At 69.4% G+C, this 24,001-nt stretch carries 19 protein-coding genes and 4 pseudogenes; 10 read left to right on the forward strand and 13 right to left on the reverse strand.

Annotated elements, in window-relative coordinates; translation table 11 throughout:
* Nucleotides 1-41: 41 nt before the first annotated feature.
* Nucleotides 42-2,471: a helicase-associated domain-containing protein gene (locus ACZ7M7_RS41530; protein ID WP_472126419.1), complete on the reverse strand. Its 2,430-nt coding sequence runs from the start codon at nucleotides 2,469-2,471 to the stop codon at nucleotides 42-44.
* Between the two features lie 593 nt (nucleotides 2,472-3,064).
* On the opposite strand from ACZ7M7_RS41530, the gene ACZ7M7_RS41535 reads away from it, so the two are divergent.
* Nucleotides 3,065-3,514: a hypothetical protein gene (locus ACZ7M7_RS41535; protein WP_472126421.1), complete on the forward strand. Its 450-nt coding sequence runs from the start codon at nucleotides 3,065-3,067 to the stop codon at nucleotides 3,512-3,514.
* Between the two features lie 263 nt (nucleotides 3,515-3,777).
* Here ACZ7M7_RS41535 and ACZ7M7_RS41540 read toward each other — a convergent pair whose 3' ends face one another.
* The 3 genes from ACZ7M7_RS41540 to ACZ7M7_RS41550 all read right to left on the reverse strand — a co-directional run bounded on the left by ACZ7M7_RS41540 (nucleotide 3,778) and on the right by ACZ7M7_RS41550 (nucleotide 5,905).
* On the reverse strand, nucleotides 3,778-4,359 hold the full coding sequence (locus tag ACZ7M7_RS41540) for a hypothetical protein (protein WP_472126423.1): 582 nt from the start codon (nucleotides 4,357-4,359) through the stop codon (nucleotides 3,778-3,780).
* Nucleotides 4,360-4,694: 335 nt separating this feature from the next.
* Nucleotides 4,695-5,009 carry an NmrA family NAD(P)-binding protein gene (locus ACZ7M7_RS41545; RefSeq protein ID WP_472126426.1) on the reverse strand — a complete coding sequence of 105 codons (315 nt, stop codon included), beginning with the start codon at nucleotides 5,007-5,009 and terminating at the stop codon, nucleotides 4,695-4,697.
* 80 nt (nucleotides 5,010-5,089) lie between these two features.
* Complete coding sequence (locus ACZ7M7_RS41550; RefSeq protein ID WP_472126500.1) at nucleotides 5,090-5,905, reverse strand: oxidoreductase; 816 nt, start codon at nucleotides 5,903-5,905, stop codon at nucleotides 5,090-5,092.
* Nucleotides 5,906-6,006: 101 nt separating this feature from the next.
* On the opposite strand from ACZ7M7_RS41550, the gene ACZ7M7_RS41555 reads away from it, so the two are divergent.
* A complete protein-coding gene (locus ACZ7M7_RS41555) occupies nucleotides 6,007-6,531 on the forward strand; it encodes a TetR/AcrR family transcriptional regulator (RefSeq protein ID WP_472126503.1) in 525 nt (174 codons plus the stop codon).
* 25 nt (nucleotides 6,532-6,556) lie between these two features.
* Here the strand turns inward: ACZ7M7_RS41555 and ACZ7M7_RS41560 are convergent.
* From ACZ7M7_RS41560 to ACZ7M7_RS41570, 3 genes and pseudogenes are all read right to left on the reverse strand, one after another.
* Nucleotides 6,557-6,882, reverse strand: a pseudogene (locus tag ACZ7M7_RS41560) (TetR/AcrR family transcriptional regulator); the annotation flags it as partial.
* 78 nt (nucleotides 6,883-6,960) lie between these two features.
* A pseudogene (locus ACZ7M7_RS41565) lies at nucleotides 6,961-7,530 on the reverse strand (TetR/AcrR family transcriptional regulator).
* A gap of 216 nt (nucleotides 7,531-7,746) precedes the next feature.
* Nucleotides 7,747-8,103, reverse strand: coding sequence for a hypothetical protein (locus tag ACZ7M7_RS41570; protein WP_472126429.1), 357 nt, complete (start codon nucleotides 8,101-8,103; stop codon nucleotides 7,747-7,749).
* A 38-nt stretch (nucleotides 8,104-8,141) separates the two neighbouring features.
* Here ACZ7M7_RS41570 and ACZ7M7_RS41575 point away from each other — a divergent pair.
* From ACZ7M7_RS41575 to ACZ7M7_RS41590, 4 genes and pseudogenes are all read left to right on the forward strand, one after another.
* Nucleotides 8,142-8,324, forward strand: a pseudogene (locus ACZ7M7_RS41575) (hypothetical protein); the annotation flags it as partial.
* 937 nt (nucleotides 8,325-9,261) lie between these two features.
* On the forward strand, nucleotides 9,262-9,585 hold the full coding sequence (locus ACZ7M7_RS41580) for a hypothetical protein (RefSeq protein WP_472126432.1): 324 nt from the start codon (nucleotides 9,262-9,264) through the stop codon (nucleotides 9,583-9,585).
* A gap of 145 nt (nucleotides 9,586-9,730) precedes the next feature.
* Nucleotides 9,731-10,873, forward strand: a complete 1,143-nt coding sequence (locus ACZ7M7_RS41585; RefSeq protein WP_472126435.1) for a PLP-dependent cysteine synthase family protein — start codon at nucleotides 9,731-9,733, stop codon at nucleotides 10,871-10,873.
* Nucleotides 10,870-12,168 (forward strand): MFS transporter, encoded by a 1,299-nt coding sequence (locus ACZ7M7_RS41590; protein WP_472126438.1) that lies wholly within the window; start codon nucleotides 10,870-10,872, stop codon nucleotides 12,166-12,168. The genes ACZ7M7_RS41585 and ACZ7M7_RS41590 overlap by 4 nt, the downstream gene beginning before the upstream one ends.
* 57 nt (nucleotides 12,169-12,225) lie before the next feature.
* On the opposite strand, the gene ACZ7M7_RS41595 is transcribed toward ACZ7M7_RS41590, so the two are convergent.
* Nucleotides 12,226-12,873 carry a TetR/AcrR family transcriptional regulator gene (locus ACZ7M7_RS41595; RefSeq protein WP_472126440.1) on the reverse strand — a complete coding sequence of 216 codons (648 nt, stop codon included), beginning with the start codon at nucleotides 12,871-12,873 and terminating at the stop codon, nucleotides 12,226-12,228.
* 141 nt (nucleotides 12,874-13,014) lie between these two features.
* On the opposite strand from ACZ7M7_RS41595, the gene ACZ7M7_RS41600 reads away from it, so the two are divergent.
* Nucleotides 13,015-14,451, forward strand: a complete 1,437-nt coding sequence (locus tag ACZ7M7_RS41600) for an MFS transporter (RefSeq protein ID WP_472126443.1) — start codon at nucleotides 13,015-13,017, stop codon at nucleotides 14,449-14,451.
* 186 nt (nucleotides 14,452-14,637) lie between these two features.
* On the opposite strand, the pseudogene ACZ7M7_RS41605 reads toward ACZ7M7_RS41600, so the two are convergent.
* Nucleotides 14,638-14,980 (reverse strand): annotated as a pseudogene (locus ACZ7M7_RS41605) (plasmid mobilization relaxosome protein MobC).
* 305 nt (nucleotides 14,981-15,285) lie between these two features.
* Entirely contained in the window at nucleotides 15,286-15,732 is a 447-nt protein-coding gene (locus ACZ7M7_RS41610) for a hypothetical protein (protein ID WP_472126446.1), read from the reverse strand.
* Nucleotides 15,733-15,810: 78 nt separating this feature from the next.
* On the opposite strand from ACZ7M7_RS41610, the gene ACZ7M7_RS41615 reads away from it, so the two are divergent.
* The 3 genes from ACZ7M7_RS41615 to ACZ7M7_RS41625 all read left to right on the forward strand — a co-directional run bounded on the left by ACZ7M7_RS41615 (nucleotide 15,811) and on the right by ACZ7M7_RS41625 (nucleotide 19,961).
* Nucleotides 15,811-17,178 carry a TrkH family potassium uptake protein gene (locus ACZ7M7_RS41615; protein WP_472126449.1) on the forward strand — a complete coding sequence of 456 codons (1,368 nt, stop codon included), beginning with the start codon at nucleotides 15,811-15,813 and terminating at the stop codon, nucleotides 17,176-17,178.
* A complete protein-coding gene (locus ACZ7M7_RS41620; RefSeq protein ID WP_472126452.1) occupies nucleotides 17,171-17,908 on the forward strand; it encodes a potassium channel family protein in 738 nt (245 codons plus the stop codon). The genes ACZ7M7_RS41615 and ACZ7M7_RS41620 overlap by 8 nt, the downstream gene beginning before the upstream one ends.
* 100 nt (nucleotides 17,909-18,008) lie before the next feature.
* The gene (locus tag ACZ7M7_RS41625) at nucleotides 18,009-19,961 is read left to right on the forward strand and encodes an NAD-binding protein (protein WP_472126454.1); all 1,953 of its coding nucleotides are present in this window, start codon (nucleotides 18,009-18,011) and stop codon (nucleotides 19,959-19,961) included.
* A 16-nt stretch (nucleotides 19,962-19,977) separates the two neighbouring features.
* On the opposite strand, the gene ACZ7M7_RS41630 is transcribed toward ACZ7M7_RS41625, so the two are convergent.
* The 3 genes from ACZ7M7_RS41630 to ACZ7M7_RS41640 form a co-directional block, all read right to left on the reverse strand.
* A protein-coding gene (locus ACZ7M7_RS41630) for an IS5 family transposase (protein ID WP_472126506.1) occupies nucleotides 19,978-20,807 on the reverse strand; the annotation gives its coding sequence in 2 pieces (ribosomal slippage) (nucleotides 19,978-20,471 and nucleotides 20,471-20,807; 831 coding nt in all).
* A 44-nt stretch (nucleotides 20,808-20,851) separates the two neighbouring features.
* Nucleotides 20,852-21,001, reverse strand: coding sequence for a hypothetical protein (locus ACZ7M7_RS41635; RefSeq protein ID WP_383631950.1), 150 nt, complete (start codon nucleotides 20,999-21,001; stop codon nucleotides 20,852-20,854).
* Nucleotides 21,002-21,244: 243 nt separating this feature from the next.
* Nucleotides 21,245-23,884: an AMP-binding protein gene (locus tag ACZ7M7_RS41640; protein ID WP_472126457.1), complete on the reverse strand. Its 2,640-nt coding sequence runs from the start codon at nucleotides 23,882-23,884 to the stop codon at nucleotides 21,245-21,247.
* Nucleotides 23,885-24,001: the final 117 nt, after the last annotated feature.

The raw sequence follows: 24,001 nt of genomic DNA on the forward strand, positions 1-24,001 counted from the left end.
ACGAGGTGGTACCCCTGGCATCCGGCCTTGGCCGTCGTGCCCTACGCGGGCATCACGCCATGGATGCGGGAGAGAGTGAAGACGCGTTCCGCTTCGCGCAGGTGGCACCAGGCGTCGAGGTAGGGCGGGTCGAGTTCCAGGTCGCTGAGGGTGCGTACGGTCCGGTTGCCCGAGGTAGCGATGTACTCAACCGTGATCGCCGCACCGGTGTCGATGGCATGGGCGACCTGGCGGACATCGCTGTACGACAGGTGCTTCGCGTATCCGGCGACGATCTCCTCGGTGTCCGTCGCGAAAGGCACCCCGCTGCCGAACGGGTCGGGTTCCGGTGCCGTCAACGGGGCCTTGAGCAGCCGGTCGGCCAGGACGTCCATCCCGGTGCCGGCGGGCATGTCCGAGGCGCGGGTCGCGGTGGTCCGGGGGCCGCGCTGCCCGACGTTCCTTCGCGGGGGTGGGACGGCAGAGGCGGCCCTGTGCGGCAGGTGCTTTTCGATGCGTACCGTTCCCCCGGCGGTCTCGGCGACCGGGGCGTAGCCCGCAGAGCGGAGCGCGGCGAGAGTCGTCGCGGGTGGGCTGCCGCTGACCAGGACCGTCGGGGCAAGCTGCCGCAGGGCGAGCTTGGACAGTGCGCGGTGGGCGGCGAGTTCGGCCAGGAGCCCGGGTTCGTCGCCGTGGATGACACAGGCCGCGGGGGCGATGCGCACCCGTCCGTGACCTCGTGCGGTGTCGGCGATGAGATAGGTCAGCGGCTGTGGCAGGGCCGTGGCGGAGCCGGCTGCCAGGTCGGCTGTGATGTGGTCCGGAGTGCGGCCGGCGTCCAGGGCCCGGCGGATACTGCCGGCACTGAAGCGCCATACCGACGCCGTGCCACTGGTCTCCCGGTCGGCCGTCGAATCCAGCAGCGCTGCGAGCCGCGCGGACGGGGTGCCGGTGACGACGGCGGTGAGGTCGGCGCCGATCCGGGCCGTCGTGGCCGCGAGGGGCAGCAGCTGCCGGGCCGTGATGTCGAGCTCTTCGTCGGCGTGGGCCGCCAGGTGGGCGCCGAGCTGGGACAGCGCGCCCCGTGCCAGCACGCCCAGCAGTTCGCCTTCGTGGATCAGGGTGCTGAACGGTGCCGTGTCCGGGGGCGAGGCGTCGTCGGCGAGCGGACGGTGCCAGGCCACGAGCGGCCCCAGTTCTGAAGCGACCTTCACCCCCTGTCCTGCTGGGAGCCCCGCTGCCGCGGTGAGCAACCCGTGGCGGGCCTGTAGACAGCCGCCGCAGTCACGCGCACCGGCGAGCGCAGGAAGCGCCTTGTTGTCCTCGTCGCGTGCCCGGGTGGGGGTGAGCGGCAGGTCCCGCCATGCCCGGAGCAGTACGGCGAGTTGTTCCGCGGGCTCCTGCTCGGCCCAGGCGTCGTACGCCTCAGTGGGAGGTACGCGATCGCTGTCGCGGGCCAGCAGTCCGGCGGCGTACGCGGTCTCCAGGGCGAGGCGTACGACGGCGTCGTCCGCTTGGGCGGCCTTGCCGAGCCGGGCCAGCTCACGCGCGCCGATCCCACCCGACTTCAGCCGGGTCGGTGGAGCGGTCGCGCACGCCGAAAGGACGGAGGCGGCATGGGCTGCGAACGCGGTGGCGGCCACCGCGCTCTCCCGCTCGACCTCCGAGGCGGTGATGGGCACCAACTGTGGGACGGGCGGTAGAGGTTCGAACGGAGCGTGCCAATCGGGGCCCCGCAGAGCCAGGGCCACCTCGACCGGCATCCGGACGGGCCCATACCGGTGACTGTCATGGAGCAGGAGCCCGCGGTCGAGCGCCCACCGGGCGCCTGGTTGGAGGTCGCGGTCAGGAGCCCCGAGCACGACGAACAGTGACTGACGCGGCGCGGATCTGGCGCTCTGCTCTAGCAACTTCCGTGCGGCCGCCGGTGCCCCCGCCACCAGCGCGGCGACCCGTTCCGGGTCACTGTGATGCTCCACCAGAGCCGCGAGTCGCTGCGGCTTGGTGCCAGGTGGCTTAATACCCAGGACCGCCAGCATGCCGCGCAGTTCCTCCGAGGTGGTGCCGGCCAGCAGCTCTCCCAGCGGGGCGTCAAGTCCCAGGGGCGTGCCCCACGCCTGCCGCAAGGGCGTGGGCATGCGAAGTGCCGCGTTGCCGTCCTGCCACACGAGCGCCCGATCCGACAGCGCCTCCAGGGTCGCATCCAGCACGTGTACCGCCGCAGGGGATGTCGAGCCGAGCAACTCCGCCAGGCTGTCCCGGGTCGCTCGTGCTCCCAGGGCTGCCAGCGCCTCGGCGGCCTGCAAGCACGGCAGCGTGAGCTGCGGTAGGACAAGTGCCACGGAGCCCGGACGTTGGAGACGGTCTGCCAGTTCCCCCACCGAGCGTGGTTCCGGAGAAGAGCTTGCGTCCTTTCGCATGGTGAGTACGCGTGCTAGGCGGGAACCGTCGAGTTCGCTCAGCCAAGTTGCAAGCGTCGATCGGGACTTCACGGGGTGCACCTCGACAGACAGGGAACGTCACAGGCGGGCCGAAGTCGCTTCGGCGCCAAGGTCAAGGATGGCTCAGTTCCATGATCCGCGGATGCCGTACGAAGACAGACTCTGGGGCATCTTCCCGCCCCGGGCCCAGCCCGACGAGACAACGGCAGTAGAAGATCTGGCTACCCGCTCCCCGAAATGTCCTTGATGGGCGCATGTAAATGCACCCAAAAGTGCAACCAGTGCGCGGCGAAGAGCCGAGCCGCGATTGCGGCTCGGCTCTTCGTTTCGCCTGTTCAGGCGAGGTGCGGACGATACGAGATTCGAACTCGTGAGGGGTTGCCCCCAACACGCTTTCCAACTGTGGTGGTGGGGCCGTGGGGTGCGTTCAGGGGCGGTCGGCTGCGGGAACGGCTCCGGGGCTCGGCTGAACGACCGTGAACGGGGCCGAATGAGACGGAAACTGAGACGGCGGGCTTGTACCCCCGCATGCTCGTGGCCTGTGCACCATGGGGCCGGCCTGCGCCTCGTCAGTCGGTGTGCCGCGGGCCCTATCCGGACGAACGGCCGCGTCCTAGAGTCCTGGGGTGGATTGGGCTGCCCCTGTGAGTGCGCTGATCGGTGGTGGCATCGCCGTCGCCTCAGGCTGGGCCGTTGAGCGCGGCCGATGGAAGCGTGAAGGTCGACGGCATGAGCGAGACATACGCACCACCCTCTATGCGGACTACCTTGCTGCTGTGCTGGCCGCTCGTGAACAGATGTGGCATGCGAGCCACTGGAGTGAATTACCTCAAGCCGAGCGCATCGCGATGGCGAGAGATGCCCTTAGAGACTTCCAGGTCTACCCCATTCGCCACCGCATCTCGCTGGTGGCACCTCCGGAAATAGGGGAGTCGGCTTATCAAATCATCAAGCGATTGATCGACTATCGGGATGCCGTCGTTGAGGGGGCGGCCGATGGGGACACCGAGTTCGAGCGCGTACGGGTGGCCTTCAACGAGACGCGCAAGGAGCTCAGCGACAGAATGCGAGCAGACCTCAACTCTCTGAGGTAGATCCCCGTTCGTAGGCCCTGAGCTTGGGAGCTAAGGGCATCTGGGGCCTGCTCCGGGGCTGACCTGCGGCGGAGTGGTGCTGGCGCCTGGCGGGCTATCGACTGGTTCCCCGGTGTTCCCCTGCGTCCGTCGTCGGCTGGTGTGAACGCCGGACAGGGTCGCTGACGTACGCCCCTGGCCGGCGTCGTTGATGTCAGCCGTGGATGTCGTCCTTGGCGCCGCTGACCCCCGCGGGTGCTGGGCCAGTCCTGCTCGCGAGCCATTCAGTCCAGGAAGTAGGACCAAAACGGGATCGTGGCGTACTGGTGGTCTTCCGGTGTGGGCACCGGGCGACCGAACTCGTGGTGGAAGTAGTCGACCAGATCGGTACCGTAGTAAATGATGTCCGTCTGGTGCATCGACAGCACGGGCGTGCCCGTACGGTTCGGATCCGCCAGCAGACACCGATGCGAGTAGATCGGCACCATCACCGGGACCTTGGCCAAGTAGGTGCGAGCCGCCTCCAAGGCGTCCTGAGCGCCCGTCGGCCGCGGATCCCACTCCGGATGCCAGAAGGCATTGTGTTCCACGTCGAAGAGCACACCGTCGATCGGCCAAGCCAGCCGCTCCGCCAGCTCCTCCGCGTCGCCGTCCCGCCAGTCGGGCCAGCTGCGGCCGCCCGACGGCAGTCCTGCGCCCAGCAGCGTCCGGTGCTCTGGAGCGAAGCGGAACCCCCAGCGCTCCTCGACCTGGTCGAGTTCGCGCTCACTCATGCCTCGCTTGATCTCGACTCGGGAAGGGAGCATGGCGAGCAACGCCTGGGCGTCCTCTGAGGTCAGCGGATTCTCGGGGCTGATCGCAGTCATACGCGGAACGGTAGGACACCTGGGGACGCCCAAGCAGCGGGATTTCGCAGTGCCCTCAGCTTGGGAAGCGACGGCGCTTGGGCAGCCCTATGCCGTCTGACCTGTACCGATCCTTTGAATCGCTGCTGGAGTGGGGGCGCGACGGCGCCGTTGCTGACCGTGGTTGTCCGCTCTTGAGGGCACGCTATGGGCACGACGCTCCACGATGGGCGGGTGCCGCGCTGAAGTGGCCCGCGTTCCACATGAGGTCTGTCCGCGCCGAGGCCAGCCGTGCGGAGCCGTTGCGTGCGCGCATGGCCGGCTGGCCTCTTCTGCGTACGGGTCCGCTCAGCGGCTCAGGCGCAGTCGCCAGCTTCCGGACGCGCGGGTGGTTCTCCAACGCCCAGCGCACGGTCTTCGGCGGGCGTCCGAGCAGGTTTGTAGATGCGCCGTACGCCCTTCAGGGCGGTGGTCACGTCGGCGATGGTGAGCAGATCACCGACGAAGACCTCGGCGCCGGCCTGGCGGAGTGAGTGCGCTCGTTCGTCGTCCTGCCGTACGAACGCGCGCACCGCGTGCCCTTGTTCGAGCAGCATGTCGACCATCGTCCGGCTCACGCCCCCGATTTCGCCGGCGGCACCGGTGATCAGGATGGGATTGCGCTCTGGCATCAAGGTGTCCTCTGTCTGGTTGGGGTGGTTCAGCTGTTCAGAAGGCCCAGGGGGTGGACTTCTCCGCGTGAGCCTGTGCGTCAGCCGGCCAGGCGGTTGATCTTGCGGATTTGCTTGTCGAAGGCCCGGGCGGGAACGAGACGGCGCAGTGTGCTCACGCGTCCGGCCATGGGGCCGGCGGTGTAGCGCAGCTTCGGCCTGGGGTCGGTCGCCGCGGCGACGATCGCCTTGGCGACGACGGCGGGGGCGTCGCCGTTGTTGACTGCCTCCGCCAGCACGCGGTCGACGGTCTGGCGCTGCTTCGCGTAGGCGTGCAGGGGTGTGTCCGGCTTCGCGCTGTTGGCCTCGAATCCGGTCCTGGTGTAGGTGGGTTGGACGAGAAGTGCCCGGATGCCGTGCTCACGGACCTCGTGGTCCAGGGACTCGGTGTAGCCCTCGATCGCATGCTTGGAGGCGGCGTAGGCGGCCATGTATGGCTGGGGGATGAACCCGAGTACGGACGAGATGTTGATGACGCGTCCGCTTCGCTGCGCGCGCATGTGCGGCAGGACCTCGTTCACCATGCGCATGACGCCAAAGACGTTGGTGTCGAAGACGGCCTGGGCTTGCTCGACGGAGGTTTCCTCCGCCGCACCCGTCGAGCCGACGCCGGCGTTGTTGACCAGGACGTCGATCCGCCCGAACCGCTCGCTGACCTCCTGGACCGCGGCGGCCACCGAGGCGTTGCCGGCGACGTCGAGGTCGAGGAACGTCACGCCGTCGAGCGGGGTGACGCGTGAGGTGTCACGGCTTGTGCCGACCACGTTGAAACCCGCTGCGGACAGCGCGAGCGCGGTTTCCTTCCCGATGCCGGATGACGCGCCCGTCACGAGTGCCACCGGCTGATCTGTCGTCATCATGACTCCCGCGCTCCTTGAAAAACCGATCGGTTTCCCTCACCGTTCACTGTAAACCGATCGGTTTCCGCGTGCAACCTCAAGCAGGGAGAAATAACGGCATGGGCAGGGTCAGTGCGCAGCAGAGGCGTGAGGTCGTCATCCGCGCGGCGATCGCCGAGTTCGCGATCGCCGGTTACCACGGCACCTCCACAGCGGCGATCGCCAAGCGGGTCGGCGTCACGCAGCCGTATCTCTTCCGGCTCTTCCCGGACAAGAAGGCGATCTTCGTCGCCGCTTTGACGCGGAGTACGGAAGACATCCGCCTGGCTTTCGAGGGGGCGGCCGGCGGGGTGGAGGGCAGCGAGCGGGCTCTTCAGGCAATGACGAACGCGTACGCGCAGCTGATCTCGACGCGTCCCGAAACGCTCTTGACGCAGATGCAGGGTTACGCCGCCGTGGCGGCCGCCGAGGCGCAGGGCGATGACCTGATCGGTGAGTTCGTGCGGGCCGGCTGGATGCGGATCTGGGAGACCGTGCACCTGTCGCTGGGTGCCGATGCCGACCGGACCGCACGCTTCTTCGCCTGCGGCATGCTCGGCAACGCCCTTGCGGCTATCGGGCTTCCCGTGAACGCCGGCCGATAGGGAAGCGTTCTGGAGGAGCGATGCGTCAGCGCCTGCCTGCCGCGTCGAGCAGGGTGACCACCGTGGATGCAATGAGCCCCGTCAGTTCGACCGCTCTGATGCCCGCCCGTTCGCTGGCAACATCGAAGACCAGGCTGAGCTGACGGGCCGGCAGGTCGGGATCGCTCGCCCCCCAGGTAGGGGCAGGCGTGGAACTCGGGCGCGCGTGACTGTGATTCCTCCTGTGCGAAGACATGCAGGACCCGCTCCCGGGGTGAACGGTCATCGTCCGCCGCGGGCAGGGGTGTCGCCACCGTAGGCAGAAGTCCGCTGCTCCAGACTCGCCGCGAGCAGTTCGTTCTTGCTCTCGAAAGGGAGTTGCTCGGCCGCCGGGGGTGGCTGCGACTCGCCGAGGGCATCGCTTGTCGAGGCTGCTCGTCACGCGATGCGTCAGCGCATGTCCGCCGCATCGAGCAGGGCGGCCACGGTGGGGGTGGTGAGCCCGGCCTGCGTGTCGGCTTTGATTCCCGCACGGGCGCTGGCGCCGTCGAAGACCAGGGTCAGCTGACGGGCCAGCAGGTCCGGGTCGCTCGCCCCGCCCTGTTCGGCCTCGGCGCGGAAGAAAGCTGTCAGGTTCTCCTTGACCCGATGGGCCACCCGGCTCGCGGGGTGGCTCGGGTCCTTGAGCTCGATCTGCACGACGAGGTACCGGCAGCCCTGGAAGTCGGGTGCACCCGCCTGTGCCTCCGCCCGTTCGAAGACGTGCAGTATCCGCTCGCGGGGTGGACGGCTGTCGTCCGCCGCGGGAAGGAGTGCCGTCACATAGGCGGAGGCGCGTTCCTCCAGGCTCGCCGCGAGCAGTTCGCCTTTGCTCTCGAACAGCTTTTACATGGAGCGCTTGGACACCCCCGCCGCCTTGCACAGCGCGTCGACGCCGATGTTGACGCCGTCTCGGTAGGTGAGCGTGGCCGCTGCCTCCAGCAGTCGCTCTCGGGAGCTTGGCATTGCTTCGGTGTTCATAGTGCGAGGTTAACTCGATTCCTACCCGTTAGAAACCGATCGGTTTACGGGGTGGATGCCGCGAGGGAGCGGTAGAAGCCGGGCGGCGCCTTGATGGGGGTGGCACCCCCGATGGCCGGCGTGTCCACCGGCCTCGGGGATGCAGCCCACATCGTTCGTGCCCTCTACCGGCGATGATCGGAGTGCAGGGCATTTCTCGCCACGGTGGATTCAGGCTCAGTGGGCGATCACAGGCTCGCCCTCCGACGGCGCCAGAGCTGAATTCGGCATCAGGAACGCTGTGAGCGCCGCGCCGACCACGAAGATCCCGGCGCCCCACGCCAGGGTGGCCGTGTAGCTCTCGACCCCGGCCTGGGCCACGGTCAGTGCGCCCGGCTTGTGCGAGGACAGGTAGTCGGTCGCGGCTGATGAGGCGACGGTGGTCAGCAGTGCCGTGCTGATCGAGCCGCCCACCTGCTGGCTGGTGTTGATCAGTGCCGAGGCGACGCCCGCGTCCTCGTGGTGCACGCCTGCGGTCGCGCCCTGGAACGCGGTGGTCATCACCCCACCGGTGCCGAGACCCAGCAGGATCATGCCCGGCATGATGTCGGCGACGTAGGCGCTGTTCCAGGGATGTCTACTTCACGGCTGCGGCACCCAGCGCCGGCGCGTACCGCCTGTTCCTGGATTTCCAGCACGAGGGCGAGGTGCGCACGGCAGCGTTCACGGTGCACGCGGGCGGAGCGGCCGGCGAGGTCGTGAAAACGCCGCAGTCAAGGAAGCCCGCCGAGGAGGAGGCCGGGCACACGCACTGAGCCCGGCCCTTCATGGGGTTTCGGTGCGGACCGACCGCGGATGGTTGCCGTCGTCATGCCGATGGCGCATGGGCGTGAAGGGCCGCCTCCCAAGGGCGCCTGCACACTCGCCGCAGCAAACAAGCCATTCATCTGATGAGTTCAACCGGTGTTGCAGGACGGCCGGTCGAGGGCTGCCGGCGACCCGCTACGATCACGGCATGGTTACGGCTTGGTCGCCTTGGCGCATCGGCGGGCCCCGCACTGACGCGGGTCCGTTGCTGCGCGTGCTGGCCTTGGCCGTCCTCCTGTTCGGCGTCCTCATCACGCATGGCGGGCACATGGAGAGCGCCGGCGGACACCTGTCCACCAGCGCAACCGCCCCTGCGGCGCTGACGGCCGAGGGCCTCCTTCATACGGCCGGCGGATCTGCGCCGCGCTTCGCTGCCGGAACCGACGGGCACCGTGGCGGCCATGCGTCGTCACATCCCGGCGAGCAGTGTCTGTCCGGCCAGCCGCAGCAGGGTTCTGGCCTTGTTGCTCCCTGCGTTGCGGCCTGGGCTCGCGCGTCAATCAGTGCTGATGACCGGCCCCTGCGTGTGTCTGCCACAAGTCGGCCCATCGCGGGGGCGTCACCGGCAGGTCTGAGAGCAGCCTCCGTGGTGCAGCAGGTCTAGGAGTACGCGGTTCTTCGTCCGGCCTGCCGGGTGTCACCGGTTCGGCCGGTACCGCGCGACGAGTGCCGTAGCCCATGCTCATGATGGGTCGTCACGTTTCGTCGATGCCGTCCTGCCCCTACCCATGCCTGCGTCTCGCTCTGTCCCGGAATCCGGCGGCGAGCCGGCAGCGCGGAGGACTTGTGCCGACTCATTCCCGTACGCCTGCACAGGCGACTTGCACCCCATGCGGCTCATCTCGGTGGCGCCGGTTCGTCTCGGCGACCCGTACCGCCCTCGTGATGGCGCTCATGATGTGCGCCATCGTCCACGGAGCGACCGAGCAGACGCACGCGGCGGTGCCCCTGCCTGCCTCTGCGTCGGCCATGACCGCAGGCGGGGACCCGCACGGCCCGCACGAGGCTGAGGACTGTGCGGCGGACGCGATCGTCCGTAACGTGTCCTCGGCGGCCGAGGATCTTCCCCTCGGCGCTACGGCCTTGGTCGTGCTCGTCACCCTGTCCGCGGTGGCCGGAGGACCGCTCGTACGGCGTGAACCCCGTAGATGTCGTAGCGCCCGCACCGGCCGAGTGGCGATCGCCCGTACGTCTCGCTGGCGTATCTAGACCACTCGCTCGCAGCCGACGATCTCGTCGGCTGCCGCGCATCCATGGCCTGCACGCGGACCCCCCCCCGCGGTCCGCCGTGTCGCCCTGGGCGCGAGATGAACCCGCACCGTGCATTTCATCGAGCGAGAGTGAAAACACAGACATGCAGTCATTGACCAAGGCCGCGGTCACCTCCGGCCAGGCCGCCTTGTCCGGGCTGGTGGGCAATACCCCGCTGCTGCGGGTGTCGGAGCCGCTCGCCCCGGCCGGACGTGGATTCTGGGCGAAGCTTGAGGGCTTCAACCCCGGCGGTATCAAGGACCGTCCGGGTCTGCACATGGTGGAGCGGGCCCGAGCCCGTGGCGACCTACGGCCCGGCGGACGGATCATCGAGTCCACCAGCGGGACACTGGGCCTGGGGCTGGCGCTGGCCGGGATGGTGTACGGCCATCCGGTCACTCTGGTCACCGATCCGGGCATGGAGTTGTCCATGACCCGGCTGCTGACCGCGTACGGCGCCCAGGTCAACGTGGTCTCCGAGCCGCATCCGACAGGCGGCTGGCAGCAGGCCCGCCGTGAGCGCGTGCAGGCGCTGCTGACGCAGCACCCCGACTCCTGGTGCCCGGACCAGTACAACAACCCGGACAACGTCGCCGCCTACACCCCGCTGGCCCTTGAACTCGCCTCCGAGATGGGCCACATCGACGTGCTGGTGTGCAGTGTCGGCACCGGAGGCCACTCGGCCGGCGTCTCCCGAGTCCTGCGCCAGCTCTACCCGGAGCTGACCGTTGTGGGCGTGGACACGATCGGCTCGACAATCTTCGGCCAGCCCGCCCGGCCCCGTCTGATGCGCGGCCTCGGCTCCAGCATCTACCCACGCAACGTCGCCTACGAGAACTTCTCCGAGGTGCACTGGGTCGCCGCGGCCGATGCGGTGTGGACCTGCCGTCAACTGGCGGTCTCGCACTACGCCACCGGCGGCTGGAGCGTCGGCGCGGTCGCGTTGGTGGCCGGCTGGCTGGCCCGGACGATGCCGGCCGACGCACGGATCGTCGCGATCTTCCCCGATGGCCCGCAGCGATACCTGGGGACGGTCTACGACGACGACTACTGCGCCGCACACGGCCTCCTGGCCTCTGCGCCGGCGCCCGAACCGGAACTGATCGGGCGCCTGGACGAGAAGGAGGTCACCTGCTGGACCCGGTGCACCACCGTGATCGACCCACTCAACCTGCAAGGCGCGCAACAGGATACAGCCGAGGATGGGTCGGCCTTCGGCGCCGGATTTCCGGAGGAGGGCCGGTGAAGGGGCTGCTCGCCCAGGTCCGTTCGTACGAACGCAGCGTCCAGCTGTTGATGGTGAACCAGTTCACCATCAACCTCGGCTTCTACATGCTGATGCCCTACCTGGCCGCTCACCTCTCCGGCACCCTCGGTCTGGCCGGCTGGATCGTCGGACTCGTCCTCGGCATAAGGAACTTCAGCCAGCAGGGCATGTTCCTGGTCGGCGGCACGCTCGCCGACCGGCTCGGCTACAAGCCGATGATCGTCGCCGGATGCGTGCTGCGCACCCTCGGCTTCGCGACACTCGGCCTGGTGGACTCGCTGCCCGCACTGCTCGCCGCCTCCGCCGCCACCGGGCTGGCCGGAGCGCTGTTCAACCCGGCCGTGCGGGCCTACCTCGCAGCCGACGCAGGGGAACGCAGGGTCGAGGCGTTCGCCCTGTTCAACGTGTTCTACCAGGCAGGCATCCTGCTCGGCCCGCTGGTTGGCATGGTGCTGACAGGGGTGGACTTCCGCATCACCTGCCTGGTGGCCGCGGGGATCTTTGCCCTGCTGAGCGTCGTACAGATCCGCGCGCTGCCCGCCCGGCGGGTGCAGGACACCGGCCAACAGCAGAGTCACGACGGTCAGGGAGTGCTCGCCCAGTGGCGCGGAATCCTCGCCAACCGGCCGTTCCTGCTCTTCTCCCTCGCCATGATCGGTTCGTACGTCCTGTCGTTCCAGGTCTATCTGGCGCTGCCGCTGGAGGTGCGCAGGCTCGGCGGCGACGGGGAGTTCGGCACGGCGGCGGTCGCGGTGCTCTTCGCCGTCTCTGGACTGAGCACGATCCTCGGTCAGACGCGGGTGACGGCATGGTGCAAGGCGCGCTACGCACCCGGGCAGGCACTCGTGCGCGGGCTGACGGCGATGGGCTTGGCCTTCGTACCGCTGCTGCTGGCAACGGCCCTACCCGTACCGCAGTCCCGGATCGGGCTGTGGCTGCTTGCGGCGGTTCCACCGACCCTCGCCGCGCTCCTGCTCGCCGTGGGCACGATGATCGCCTACCCCTTCGAGATGGACACCATCGTCCGTCTCTCCGGTGACCGACTCGTCGCCACGCACTACGGGCTCTACAACACCATCTGCGGCATCGGTATCACCGTCGGGAACCTGGGCACGGGCGCCGCGCTCGACGCCGCCCGGTCAGCCGGGATGCCAGCGCTGCCGTGGATCACGCTGTGCGCGCTCGGCCTGGCCTGCGCGGCCGCCCTGTACGGCCTGCACCGCACCGGCCGACTGGCGGCACCGGCTGCCGCGCCGCTGCACGCCACCGCCTGACTCACCAGCCCTCCGAGCCAGGGGCGGGGCATCGTGCCCCGCCCCTGTTGGGCTCTGCTACTCGTCTCGAGGGCCGTAGTGGGTCAAAAACATGTCGACGCCCCCGGTGATGAGACGGTCCGTCAGGTCCTCGTCGATCTGCGCGCCGTGGGAGGTGAACACCATGTGGGGGAAGACGAGCAGGCCGTAGAACTGGATGATCGCCACCTGAAGGTCGGGGATCTCCAGTCGGCCTTGCTCGGCGAGGGCGGTCAGGGCGCCGGCAACGGCGGGATGGTGGCTCTCCGTGCCGCGGTTCCGCCAGGCCTCGCCCAGTTCGGGGAAGCGGTGGACTTCGGCGGCGACGAGGCTGTGCAGCGCGATGATCTCGTCGTTGGTGCGCACGGCGTGGACCCACGTGCGCGCCGCGTCGACGAGGGCGGAACGCAGGTCCTCAGCCTCGAGCAGGCTTTCCAGAGCGGCCGACGACTCCCCGGCGAGCGGTTCGTCGAGCGCGTCCGTGATGACTGCCGTGAAGAGGGCTTCCTTGCTGCCGAAGTGGTTGTAGACGGTCACCTTCGACACGCCCGCCCCGGCGGCGATGGTGTCCATCCCCACGCCGAAGCCGTCCCGCAGGAACAGTTCGCGCGCGGCCCGCACGATGGCCCGCCGCTTGAGCTCCGCGCGGGGACCGCTCGGTGCCTGTTTCACGCTGTCCACGCCCATAACCACGACTGTAGCACCCATCTGAACTGTACGGTTGAGTTCATGTAAACTGAACAGTATGGTTCAGTTGAGCCCACGTCGTTTCTCCGACGCCGCCCGCAGCGCGGACTCAACCGGAATCACGCACCAGAAGGACGCGTCATGACGCACCCCACAGCCGAAGCACCGCACACGGCCGAACACCACCATCACTCGCCCGTCGACCCGCGCCGCTGGGCCGCCCTCGCCCTGATCTGCCTCGCGCAGTTCATGCTGGTCCTCGACGTCACCGTCGTGAACGTCGCCCTGCCCGACATGGCGGCCGACCTCAACCTCGGCCGCCAGTCGCTGACCTGGGTGGTCACCGCCTACACCCTCTGCTTCGGCGGACTGATGCTGCTCGGCGGCCGGCTTGCCGATGCCCTCGGCGCCCGCCGCACCCTGCTCGCCGGACTCGCGCTCTTCACCACCGCCTCGCTGGTCACGGGGCTGGCGCAGAACGCGACCATGCTGCTCGGCGGCCGGATCGGCCAGGGTGTCGGCGCGGCCCTGCTGTCACCGGCCGCGCTGTCTCTGGTCACCACGACCTTCCACGGCGCCGAACGCAACAAGGCGCTCGGTGTCTGGTCGGCCATCGGCGGCGCCGGTGCCGCGGCCGGTGTACTACTGGGAGGCGTTCTGAGCGACGGGCCCGGCTGGCAGTGGGTGTTCTACGTCAACGTGCCCGTCGGGCTGCTCCTGCTGGTTGCCTTGCCCGCCCTCGTCCCGGCCCGGGCTCCGCAGCCCGCACGCCTCGACGTCCCCGGCGCACTGCTCGTCACCACGGGCACCGCAGCCTTGATCTACGGCTTGGTCGAGGCGGGCGACGCCGGGTGGGCGGACGCCTCGATCTTGCTGCCGCTGGCCGGTGCGGTGGTCGCCTACGCGGCATTCGCGGCGGTGGAACGTGCCTCCCGGGCGCCGTTGATGGACCTGCGGATGTTCACCCGGCGGCCGGTGCTCGCGGGAGCGTTCCTGATGCTTGTCGCCACGGCCCTGCTGATCTCGTTCTTCTTTCTCGTGTCGGTCTATCTCCAGCACATCCGCGGGTTCAGTCCGCTGCGGACGGGCCTGCTGTTCCTGCCCGTGGCGGTGGCCACCGGTATCGGCGCCCACCTGGGCTCTCGGCTCGTCGGCCGGATCGGCAGCCGCCCGACGGCCGTCGCCGGTATGGCCGTCGCGGCGGCCGGAACCATCCCGCTGACCCGGCTGTCGGAGAGCGGCAGCGTGTACGCCGGACTCCTGCCGGGCTTCGTGACCGCCTCCCTGGGCCTGGGCGCCATATTCGTCACCGCTGCCACGACGGCGCTGGCCATGGTGGAGCACCGTGAGGCGGGACTCGCCTCCGGAGTCGTCAACACCTTCCACGAGGTGGGCGGTTCGATCGGCGTCGCTGTCGTCTCCACGATCGCGGCCACAGGCTTCGAGCGAGGATCGGCCGGTGGCTTCACCGATGCGTTCACGGTGTGTGCCGTGACGGCCGCTGTCGGCGCGATCGTGGCCCTGGTCCTCGTACCGCGCGGAAAACCGCAGTCGACAGGCGGACCGCACGTGCACTGACCAGGGCTGTTCGCTGCCGGACCGGCTCCAGTTGGTCCTCCGTGCGCCACGAGCCGTCACCCTCCGTAAGACGGCTCCTGGCGCACGGCACCTCGACTCAGTGGGCGTGCCCGTCCTCGGTGCCGGGGCTGTACAGGTAGCGGATCAGCCCGATTGTCTCGCTACCGCGCTCATGGATGCTGGGGATCACGCCGGGGCGCCGCCATCACGGTGGGCGAGCAGGGCGTCGGCAGCGTCCTCCATGCGGCGGGCGGCGTTGCTGACGGCTTCTGCCACCGCGTCCAGGTGGGGTGCGTCGGCGCCGGAGTTGAGGGCCTTGGCGACCTGGTTGAACAGGCCGTGGACACGGCCCCGGTGGCGGCGGGCGGCGAACAACTCGTTGATGACTTGCCCGTTCGGTGGCGATCTCGGCGGCGGTGCGGGTCAGGTCACGGGCGGCCTTGTCGACGGTGTGGGCGAGGAAGGCAGCGTTTGACATCTCGCAGTGGGCGGCTGCGTCGGTGAAACGCTGGAACTCGACGTCGTTCATTCGGCAGCTGGGCTGGTGTGGACGCAGCTTCTCCTGACGCGGACGCTGACGCCTGCGCGACAGGGACTCGGCCTGCTGATTCCCTCCCGGCTGCGGTCCGCCCTCGGCCGCTGCCTGACGGTCCGGCGCCCCCTGGCGCAGGCTTGTTCCCGCCACCCCTGGGGCGGGAACTCCGGGAGCATTGCTCCCGGGACAACTTGCTGGCGCTGAGGTGGGGGTGTTGATCTCCTTCTGGGCGTCGTTGAGTTCGTGGTGCGAGTCGTGCATCGCGCGGTCTTCCTTGGGGCTTGGGTGTAGGGGCGGTCTCATTGGGGGTGGTCGGCGGGCCAGGTCCGTAGGTCGGCCTTGACGCTGCGGACGACTTCTCCGGCGGTGTCGCTGGCGACGCTGTAGCCGGCCTCGCGTACGGCGCTTTCCAGCAGGTCACGGGAGAGACGTCCGGTGTCGCGGTGGAGGCGATGGGCGTACTCGGTGAGGAGGTCTCGTGTCGCCCGCGGCTTGTGGCCCGAGCGCTTCGACTCCTCCCGCGCTGCATTGCCCGGATCGACGTCCGGCGGTTCCTCGCCCGGTTTCGGTTCCGGGCTGGTGGCGGTGCGGGCGGGCTGGTACGGGCGGTTTTCGGGCTGAGGGCGGGCTGGCCGGTGGGCGGCGTTATCGCCCGCGACCTTTGAAGTCGGGCTGCCCGGGATTTCTGCCCGATTTGCCGTGTTGGCCCGCAGGCGTGCCCGTCCCGGCAGGGATGCTGTCAGCACCGCGGCGATCATCGGCCACCGAATGGGGTGGGCGTCGCCGATGTGCGGCTTCTGGGTGTCGGGAGGTAGGTGTTGGCCGTGAGTACGACTCTGGCGTGGTGGTCGCGGCTGGTCGCCCACCCCGCACGCGCCATCGTCCTGGCATTCGCGCTCGTCATCGCCCTGGGCGCGACTTTGCTGACCCTGCCCGTCTCCGCCGAGGACGGCGACTCCACCAGCCTGCTGACTGCCCTGTTCACCTCCACGGGAGCGATCAGTGGTGGCCTGTCCATCGTCGGCACCGGCAGCCACTGGAGCACCTTCGGCGAGGTCGTGGTCCTGGTCCTGATCCAGGCCGGCGGGTTCGGCATCATGACGCTCGCCTCGCTGCTGGGGCTGCTCGTCAGCCGCCGGCTCCGGTTGCGGACGCAGCTCACCACGCAGGCCGAGACCCGCAGTCTCGGGGTCAGTGACATCCGCCGGGTCGTCCTGGGAATCGCCCGTATCACGCTGGTCATTGAGCTCGCCGTGGCCGCGGTCCTGTCCCTGCGCTTCCGGTTCGGCTATGGGCAAGCAGCCGGGGAAGCCGTCTACTACGGCGTCTTCCACGCGATCTCCGCCTTCAACAACGCGGGATTCGGGCTGCGCGACGACAACCTCGTCGGCTACGCGGGCGATCCCTGGATCGTCCTGCCGATCGCCGCGGCCTGCATCCTGGGCGCCCTCGGCTTTCCCGTACTCCTTGAGCTGTGGCGGGGTGGCCGAGCGGGCGCGGGCGGCGGACCGGGACGCCGCTGGTCCCTGCACACCCGGCTCACCCTGGCCACCTCCGCGGTCCTTCTCGCCGTCGGCACGGTGATGACCTGCGCACTGGAGTGGAGCAATCCGGTGACGCTGGGACCCATGGAGTGGGGGGACAAGCTGCTCAACGGGTTCTTCAACGCCGCCAGCGCGCGCACCGCGGGCTTCAACACCGTCGACACCGGCGCCATGGAACCGGCCACCCTGCTGGGTACCTGTGTGCTGATGTTCATCGGCGGCGGCAGCGCAGGCACGACGGGCGGTATCAAGGTGACCACGTTCGCGGTGCTCGGGGCGGCGATCCTGGCCGAGGTGCGCGGGCGAACCGCCGTGGACTTCATGGGCCGCCGGATTCCCGAGGCGGTGCTGCGCCAGGCCCTGACCGTGGCACTCCTGGGCGTGGCACTCGTCATGGCGGGCACGCTGGTCCTGCTCACCGTCACCGAGGAACGGGCCGAGGCGGTCCTGTTCGAGGCCGTTTCCGCCTTCGGGACGGTCGGGTTGACCACCGGCATCACCGGTGATCTACCCGCAGCGGGCCAACTGACCGTCATCATCCTGATGTTCGCCGGACGCCTCGGCCCGATCACCCTCGCCTCCGCGCTCGCCCTTCGCGAACGCGACCGCCGGTACACACTCCCCGAGGAGCGACCCGTCATTGGCTGACTACCTCAAGACCCTGCGCCGACGCCGCCGCCGAGTCCTCGCCGAGGACAGACGCCCGGTCACCGACTCCAAAGTCGCCGTGCTCGGGCTCGGCCGCTTCGGCCACTCCCTGGCGCTGGAGTTGATGCGGCGCGGGTGGGACGTGCTCGGCGTCGACTCCGACCCCGCCATCGTTCAGAAGGTCGGCGACGAGCTCACCTACGCCGCCGCTGCCGATTGCACCGACCTCCAGGCGCTGGAGCAACTCGGCATCCGGCAGTTCTCCCGCGCGGTGGTCGGCATCGGCACCGACCTGGAGGCCAGCATCCTGACCACGTCCAACCTGGTCGACGCGGGCGTACCGAACATCTGGGCCCGGGGCACCAGTCGCCAGCACGGCCAGATCCTCGAACGCGTCGGCGCCCACCACGTCGTCCTGCCCGAGCACGAGATGGGCGAGCGCGTGGCCCACCTGGTCACCGGCCGCATGCTGGACTTCATCGAGTTCGACAGCGACTACGCCCTGATCAAGACCCTCGCCCCGACGGTCGTCGGCGGCGTCCCGCTCGGCGAGAGCCGGGTGCGCAGCAAGTACGGCGTGACCGTCGTCGGCATCAAGCGCCCCGGCGCCGACTTCACCCACGCGACCGCCGAAACGGTCGTCCACCCCGGCGACGTCATCATCGTCACCGGCAGGACCCGGGCCGTGGAGACGTTCGCGGAACTGGAGCCGGCCGCTCCGGACAGTTGACCGAGGCCATGTCCAAGTGGCCGTCCGTCTTACGCAATCTTGACGCCCGCTGCCGCCGAACACGGGAACCATCCGCCCCACACCACCATTGGATTCTGGTGTGGCGTCAACTCAGCCCGCTGGCCCGTCGGTTGGCTGGCGCTCCCAGCACATGGTGATCTGCGGCGACGACGGCCTCGCGCACCGGCTCGCCGTGGAACTGGACGCCGTGTGCGGCGAGACCGTCACCGTCGTGCTGCCCTCCCGCCGCGACGAACACGGCGCCGGGATCGCCGCTCTGCACCGCGACCCGCACTCGCCGATCGAGCTGCTGGTGTCGGCGCACCCGGACGAACAGACCCTGCTCGCCGCCGGTGTGGACCAGGCTTCGGCGCTCGCCCTCACCTACGGCGGCGACCAGGTGAACATGGCCGCGGCCCTGCTGGCGCGCGGCCTCAACCCCTCCGTACGCCTGGTCATCCGCATGTTCCACCGCGAGCGCGGCCGCCACCTGGAGCGCCTCCTCGACCGCGCGGCCGCCGAAGCCACGGCCCACAGCGACGACGATCCGGCGCTGGACATGTCCACCACGGTGCTGTCGGACGCGGACACGGCCGTGCCCGAGCTGGCGGCAGCGGCGGCGGTCGGCCACGGTCACACCCTCCAGGCCGACGGCAAGGTGTTCCGCGGTGTCGTACGGCCCGCGGGGGCGCCCTCCCGACCGACGGATCTGGCCACCCTGGCCATACTCTCGGGCGCGCACCAGGACGACCCGGCCAGCGAGGACAGCCCTGAGACGCCGGGCGAGGAGGGCACCCAGCTGCTGCCGGACACCCCTACCGCCTACCACCGGCAGTTCACGCACGGCCGGCTGATGCTCGAAGAGGTCACCCGGCATCACGCCCCCGAGCCGTCGACCCGCGAACGGCGCCGACTGCGCAGATGGCTGGGCACCTGGCTCGCACACCTGCCGTGGAAGGTGTTCCTGGCCCGGGAGGTCATCGCGGTCTTCGGCGCACTGGCCGCGATCGTGCTCGCCCTCGCTCTCCCCACGGCGCTGTTCGCGGACGAGCACCCCTGGTGGAAGAACGTCTACCTGCCGCTCCTGGACATCTTCACCATGGGCAATCCGGCGACCGAGGAGTCACCGGCCCGCCGGGTGCTCCAACTGCTCGCCGGCTTCGTCGGCCTGGCCGTCCTCCCGCTGGTCGTCGCCGCCACCATGAACGCCACCGAAGCCTTCCGCACTGCCTCCGCCGGCCACCCGCCCGCCGACGACCTCACCGACCACATCGTCCTGGTCGGCCTCGGCAAGATCGGCACCCGTGCGCTCGCCCAACTGCACGCCACCGACCACCGGGTGGTCGCCGTCGAACGCGACCGGCACGCACGTGGCGTCGCCCTCGCCCGCGAACTCGGCGTACCCCTGCTGCTGGACGACGCCGGAGCACCGGACGTCCTCGACCGGACCCGCATCCGGCACAGCAGATCGCTGCTCGTCCTCACCCACGACGACGGCGAGAACCTCGACATCGTGATGGCCGCCCGCGAGACCAACCCGGCGGTGCGGGTGGTGATGCGGCTGTACGACGACGACTTCGCCGCCACCGTCCAGCGCACCCTGCGCGCCTCCTATCCCGACGCGCTCACCCGCAGCCGCAGCGTCTCGGCGCTTGCCGCGCCGTCCTTCGCCGCCGCGATGATGGGCCGCCACGTGGTGGGCGTCATGCCTGTCGAACGCGGTTCACTGCTCTTCACCGTCGTGGACGTGGCCGGGCACCCCGAGCTCGAAGGGCGCTACGTCCACGAGGCGTTCCGGAAGAACGAGTGGCGTGTGCTGGCGGTCGGTTTCGCCGGTGAACGCCAGGAGCCCGGCGCGACGGACACGCTCGCCGGGCTACGGCTCGACCGCGAGGGCGAGCGGCCGGACTTCGACTGGCGTCCCGCGCACGGCCGCGTCCTGCGGGCCGGCGACCGCGTCGTGCTGGCCACGACCCGGCGCGGTCTGGACATCCTGATGACCGGCATACAGCCGCACCCGACCCGCAGACGGCGGGACACGGGAGGCCGCTAGGAGTTGTCTTCAAATGTCACGCCCACATGAGGAGCGAGGCGAGGGTGACAGCTGCTTGGTAGGACTTGGTGGTCTTGTCGTAGCGGGTCGCGATGCCGCGCCACTGCTTGAGGCGGTTGAAGCACCGTTCCACGACGTTGCGCTGCTTGTTGAGCTGCTTGTCGAAGACTGGTGGACGCCCGCCTCGGCTGCCGTGTCTGAGCCGGTTGCGGATCTGGTCGGCCCGCTCGGGGATGGTGTGGCTGATGCCGCGGCGTTGCAGCCAGGTCCGTATCGGGCGGGAGCTGTAGCCCTTGTCGCCCAGCACGTGGGTGGGCCGCACCCGGGGACGGCCGGGGCCCATGCGAGGCACCCGGATTGCTCCCATCACGGTGGTGAACTGGGTGCAGTCGTTGGTGTTGCCGCCGGTGAGCACGAAGGCGAGCGGACGCCCGAAGGCATCGCAGGCCAGGTGAATCTTGCTGGTCAGGCCGCCCCGGGAGCGTCCGAGCGCGGGGCTGCGGCGCCCCCTTTTCGGGCCCCGGCGGCATGCTGGTGGGCGCGTACGACGGTGGAGTCGACCGACACCAGCCAGTCGACCTCTCCCGCCGCGTCCGCCCGGGCCTGGGCGGCCTGGAGCATCCGCTCGAAGGTGCCGTCCAGGGCCCACCGGCGAAAGCGGGTGTGCAGCGTGTGCCAGGGACCGTACCGCTCAGGCACGTCCCGCCAGGCCGTGCCCGTCCGGAACTTCCACACGATCCCGTTGAGCACGGTTCGATCGTCCAACCGCTTCCGCCCACGCAAGGACTCGGGCAACAGCGGACGGAGGAACTCCCACTCCTCATCCGACAGTTCATGGCGACGTATCACCCGACCATGATCCACTGCTCAAGATCAATTGAAGACACGACCTAGGCGTCGCCGGCACAGGTCGCATCGGTGTCCTGGGCTGCGTCGCCGTGCTCCGGGCCGGTAGGGCCGGTGTCCAGCTCGACGCAGCAGACGCTGGACGCCGTGTTGGCGCGCGCTCTGAACAGGCTCCCGAAGGGCTGCTGTCCCACACTGGGATCATCAAGGCGGCGGGTTGGCGCGTGATCGATTTCTGGGAGTCGACCGACGCATGGCGTGCGTCCTTCGCAGCGCTTCAGGCGGTGGTGAACGAGCAGGGATATCCCGAGCCAGCCGCGCCGCCATAGTTCACGGACCTGCCCAATCACTACGAGCGGGGGCGGCAGAGAGACGGCATCGTCCGCCGTGCCGCATCGGCTGCTCCAGGCCGGGCTGCTCGTACCAGAGGACCGCAGTCAGAGCCACCGGACCGCCCGTGCAGCCCGGGTCACGACTGTTGCGTAGCCGACGCCGAGGACTATGGAGGCGAGCAGGGCGGTGAGTGGGAAGTCCTCCTGGAGGTAGGGGTAGACCTGGTAGTGCGTCAGGTAGATGTAGAGGGAGCTGCTCGCCAGGACGCCGGCGAGCGCGCTGAGCGGGCCGATGCTGGGCAGGGTCGGCACCCAGATCAGCAGCACCAGCCCGGCGATCACGAGGACGGTGCGCAGGGGCTGGTCCTGGAACAGACCGGGCACGGTGAACAGCAGGACGGCCGTGAGCAGGGCCCGTTGCCGCACGGTGGCTGCCCGTGCGGCAGCCCATCCGAGCGCGAACAGCCAGAAGACCACCGAGGGGCTCAGTTGAGGGCGGGCGGATGCCAGGCCCAGCAGGTCGTAGCGGCCGACCAGTCCGACGGCCATGAGCACCAGTGGCACGCCGAACGCGTACCGCCGTTCCAGCCGGTCCAGCAGCGGTACGGCCATGAGGGCGGCGAGGACGACCAAGTAGTAGACGAGAGCCTCCACGAACCAGTAGGCCCAGTCGAAGCGATCGTTCCCCTGGGAGAGCAGGGTGTTGAGCAGCAGGGCGTTGGCCGGGTCGTAGAAGTCGGTCAGGACCACGGCGCCGGTGATCCACACCATGCTCGGTACGGCGATGCGGGCGATGCTGCGCCATACGTGTCGTACGCGCTCGCGGCGTGCGGCGTCGGTCAGTTGGAAGCGGGCGAAGTTATAGCCCGCGATGCCGATGAGGATGTGGGCGAAGCCCTTGATGTCGAAGACCTGGACGTGTGAGCCGACGATGAGGACGATCCCGACCGCGCGCAGGGCGATGCCGGTCTCCAGGGTGCGGCGCGTCCGCCAGGACCGTGGGGTGGTCCAGGACCACAGCGCCTTGCGGAGCCTAGGCGCCGGCCGGGCCCGCCGTGTCTCCAGGCTGTCCTGTCCCGCCGGCCTCTCTGCCACGGGCGCCGCCAGGGCGCGCAGTTCGCGGATGGTCCTCGTGTGCCAGTCGGTGGGCAGGTGGCCCAGTGCCTCCTCAAGGCGCAGGGACATCTCGACGTAGCACAGGGAGTCGCCGCCCAGGCTGACGAAGCTGCTGTCCTCGGTGGTGTCGGTGCGGTCGAGGATCTCCGCAAAGAGGTTGCGGAGATCCTCACCGGTGCCGGGCGCCTCGTCTTGCTCTGGGCGCGTCAGGTGTCGTACGGCTTTGTAGTCGGGCTTTCCCGTGGCAAGGCGGGGGAGTTCGGAGAGGACTCGAACCCGTATCGCACGGGCCGGCAGCCCGCACCGTTCCGCGACCAGCCGCCGGATCCGTGCCTCTTCGCCGACGCCGCCGAGCGCGGCCACCGCGAGCGCCTCCCCGTCGCCCGCGCAGTACGCGACGACTCCGTGCTCCTCAAGCAGGGTCTCCACTTGCTGCGGGTCGATCCGCAGTCCGAGGATTTTCGCGAAACGGCTGCGGCGGCCCACGATCTCGCACAGCCCGTCGGATGCGCGCCGGGCGAGATCCCCGGTGTGTAGTTCCTGCACGGTCCGGCCCAGAGCGAGGTCGGCCGGGCTCTCGGCGTAGCCGAGCATCACGTTCGGCCCCGAGTAGACCAGTTCGCCGATGTCCGGGCCGTGGCCGTCCACCGGTTGCAGCCGGAAGGAGCCGCCCGGTATCGGCACGCCGATGGCCTCGGGGCGTTCGGCCGCGAGATGCGGCGGGAGGTAGGCCATGCGGGCCGTGGCCTCGGTCTGACCGTACATCACGAACAGCTCCCAGCCGCGGGTGCGCCCCAACTCGGCGTAACGGGCGACGCGTTCGGGCGCCAGCCGGCCCCCGGCCTGGGTGACGCGGCGCAGGTGCGGGAGCCGCATGTGTTCGAAGCCGACCCGGTGGAGCAGGTCGAAGGTGTACGGCACCCCGGCGAGCGAGGTGCCGTGTGCGGCGCGGAACTCCTCCCAGAAGGCGGCGTCGGACACTGACCGCTCGGTGAGGATCAGGCCGGCGCCGCGCAGCAGGTGGCTGTGGATGACGGACAGGCCGTAGCAGTAGTGCATGGGCAGCGTGGTGGCCGCGCGGTCGGTGTCGTCGATGCCGAGATAGGCGGCGATGGACTCGGCGTTGGCCTGGAGGTTCTCGTGGGAGAGCCGTACCAGCTTGGGTGAGCCGGTCGAGCCGGAGGTGCTCAGCAGCAGGGCGAGGTCCGGGTGGAGGGTGTGGGCGCTCTCGGGGTGCCGTTCGTCGAGAGCCCATGTCCCGTCGGCGTGCGGGCGGGCCACGACGTCGGGGGCGTACGCCTCGGTCAGTGAGTGGATCGTACTCTCGCTGTCGCCGGGGACCAGCAGGACGGGGTGACCGGCCGACAGGGCGGCCAAGTATGCGACAAGAGCGTCAGTACGGTTGGCGCCGGCCAGCAGCACCAGCCGCCGTACGGGCCCGAGGCGCTCGGCGGTGGCGGCCACCCGGTCGGCCAGTTCCCGGTACGACAGGTCTCCGTCCGGCGTGCTGAGCGCGAGGCGCTCGCCGTGGGCCGCGAGTTCGCGCGCGAACGGAACGGTTTTCGGCCATGGTGCGGGTGGTGTGTGGGGGGCGGCAGGTGCCGGAAGGGATCCGGAGAGGTGGACCACGGGGCGCCCTTTCCGCGGCAATGTCCGCTGTTAGCACAGAACCCTTGACGATTAGGTAAGCTTTACCTTATTCATAGCATGGTCAAAAACAAGCCACAGCAAGTCCACAGGATCGCT

The organism is Streptomyces sp. NPDC111606, from assembly GCF_055656945.1.